We start from the raw sequence: 2,377 nt of genomic DNA, 5'->3' as shown, positions 1-2,377 counted from the left end.
CTGCAGGCAGCCTTCGGCTTTGCGTGTCGCCCCCAGAACCGCGCCAATATCGCGTGCCTGAGAGGGTTTTTCGCAGAGGAACAATCGAGACATGACGCCGGGCCTCACAGAGTGTGTATGGCCTCAGCGTGCCGGGCTGGATCAACAGAATCAGTGGGAAATGTTAATCGGGTTGGAGCAGATAATGCGCATCATCGATGATCCAGGCTTCCGCACTGCCGTGGGCCGCACCGCGCGTATTGTCTTCGGCCACGCATGCGACAGCAGGATGCTGATTCAGCGCTAGGGCCAATCGCTGAGCCAGTATGCCGTTGAATGGGATGTCGGCATCGAGCCAGAACCACTGCGCCGTGGTGGGGTTATCGATCGTTATGATCTCACCGCTGACCCAGCGCATGGGGATCAGGTATCGACCCTGGGCGGGCTTGAGGCTCGTAGGTTTGAGCAGGGAGCCATCGGGGGCGAGACGACACTCGACTGTGTCACCCAGAATGGATCGAATATCCGATTCAACGCGTAAGCGCTGACCATGATGGGGTCGAACAAAGAACCGTTGATAGGCGGCAACGTCACTCTTTTGTATCATCGAAGAATCCCAGATTCAGCCACTCGACGACTCGGCCAGTCGCCTGCTTGTCGTCGAGTTCTGGAGCATGTAGCCCAGCTGTTCATCCAGGCTCCAACCATCCTTGATGGTGAAGAAGTTAGGCATGGACGATCAGTCTACCGCAACTTTGAGACGCCGGGTCAGCGCCGACTCCATGGCATTGCCATCGTAGAGCGTTCGCTTGTCGGCGGGCGCCCAGCTGTAGTGGATACGTGATCCAGATCCATCTTTCTCGATTTGCACACGCTGCACCAGGTCGTACTGGGTACCACCGATGGTCTGTTCTCCGTAGTCCCCTAGATCATAGTAGGCGCCCGGCGTCGTTTGGTGTTTCCACGCCGAGTCGTTCATTTGCCAGTCTGACATCGTGTTGCCTTTCTCGAAGTCGCCCGGGGACCGGAATCCCATGGCCGACTTGACCCTGGCATAGGCGGTATCGACATCGACACGGGAGTCGATGTCGACCGAACCGCTCTGACTACCCAGGTTCTTGGCGCCGACCGTTTCTCCCTCAGCATTGGTTGCGACTTTCTCCGGCGTCTCGCTGGGATCATAGTTCAGCGGCTCCCCCGTCACCGGATTGTCAAAGCAGGTGACACAGACCCCGTTCGAATAATAGTGATCCTGCGCCGCGCAGCCGGCAAGAGCTACCATCCCCGCTGCCAATACCCAGTGCCTCATCCCACCACTCCTTGTCCGTCTCATGTTGAGCCTGCCTTCATGCAAGCGTCTCCGCTCGTCTCCGCTCACCCTGGATCGTTCGAGTCAGCGCCCACCGGGTTATCCCACTCCCCCTCCGGTCCAGCGGCTTTGGCATAGGCACCCTGTTGCGGTGCCTGCGTCGATGACGGCTGACGGAGCGGTTGCTGCCCCGGCTCGAGCACGACCTGGGCGACGCGAAATGGCAGCATGCCGATGCGCACGGCCTGGACCTTGAACTGCGAACGGTTTTCGCCTTCCCGATCCTGCCACTCGTCAAGCACCATCCGGCCCGAGACCATGACTCGCATGCCCTTCTGATAGAGCTGTGCCCACTGCTCGACGTCGCGATGCCAGATCTCGACGTTGGCCCAGAACCCGCCCTTGTCGACGTTACCGGTATCGGTCGGCACCGGATTGTCGAAGCGGACGTTCAATCGCATGACGCCACGCGGTGGCTGATTGCCGTTGGGTGCAAACATCTTCACTTCTGGATCCGAGCCAATGTTCCCCTCGCCCATGAAATGCGTGCTCATCAGTATCTCCTGAATCGAATGAATACCCGACTACAGTGGCCGCGAGCGGCAAAGAACGTCAGCGGGAAACGTTAAGCGAAACAGCGGACCATTCCTGGCCGTCCAAGGTGTCAGACCATGGCCTCGATCTCGTCGAGATCATTCAGCAGCCGATTCAAACGATCGACTTGGCGAGTCGCCGCCGCGATCTTGGCATTGAAGATCGCGCGCTTGGTCTCGATCTCGACCAGCTGACGCTTCATGCCTACCGAAACATCGCCGTACTGCAGCACGGCCTCAAGCAGACGCCGCCCCATCTGGGTCTGTGCCTTGTCGCGCCACTGCACTGCGCGAACGCGGCCCCCACTGTTGTTGTGCGGTTTGAGCCAAAGGCCCGCCTGGACCACCCTCCGGTTGTAGCGGTTGGCAAAGTCCGCTGCCTCTTGCCACATTCGCCGGCACTCCTCGTCCAGCTCGTCGCGAAACCGGATCATCTCTCCCTTACCCTTAAAGGGTTTTAAAAGGCCCTTTGCGTACTGATTCAGTGCAAAGTCCT

At 59.2% G+C, this 2,377-nt stretch carries 4 protein-coding genes; all 4 read right to left on the bottom strand.

Annotated features, from left to right (window positions below; translation table 11 throughout):
- Positions 1-163: 163 nt before the first annotated feature.
- Positions 164-586 carry a hypothetical protein gene (locus AC3AYF_RS20200; RefSeq protein ID WP_295036881.1) on the bottom strand — a complete coding sequence of 141 codons (423 nt, stop codon included), beginning with the start codon at positions 584-586 and terminating at the stop codon, positions 164-166.
- A 132-nt stretch (positions 587-718) separates the two neighbouring features.
- Positions 719-1,288, bottom strand: coding sequence for a hypothetical protein (locus AC3AYF_RS20195; RefSeq protein WP_295036883.1), 570 nt, complete (start codon positions 1,286-1,288; stop codon positions 719-721).
- A 65-nt stretch (positions 1,289-1,353) separates the two neighbouring features.
- Positions 1,354-1,842: a single-stranded DNA-binding protein gene (locus AC3AYF_RS20190; protein ID WP_295036885.1), complete on the bottom strand. Its 489-nt coding sequence runs from the start codon at positions 1,840-1,842 to the stop codon at positions 1,354-1,356.
- A 110-nt stretch (positions 1,843-1,952) separates the two neighbouring features.
- On the bottom strand, positions 1,953-2,377 hold a 425-nt coding region (locus tag AC3AYF_RS20185), incomplete at its 5' end, for a DUF3158 family protein (protein ID WP_487780285.1).

The sequence above is a fragment of the Salinicola sp. genome (assembly GCF_982684285.1).
This window is presented reverse-complemented; position numbering and strand designations above follow the sequence as displayed.

What these genes read in the sequence shown, in the direction of transcription:
- AC3AYF_RS20190 (WP_295036885.1), bottom strand. Translation starts at nt 1,842, where the DNA reads ATGAGCACGCATTTCATGGGCGAGGGGAACATTGGCTCGGATCCAGAA.
- AC3AYF_RS20195 (WP_295036883.1), bottom strand. Translation starts at nt 1,288, where the DNA reads ATGAGGCACTGGGTATTGGCAGCGGGGATGGTAGCTCTTGCCGGCTGC.
- AC3AYF_RS20200 (WP_295036881.1), bottom strand. Translation starts at nt 586, where the DNA reads ATGATACAAAAGAGTGACGTTGCCGCCTATCAACGGTTCTTTGTTCGA.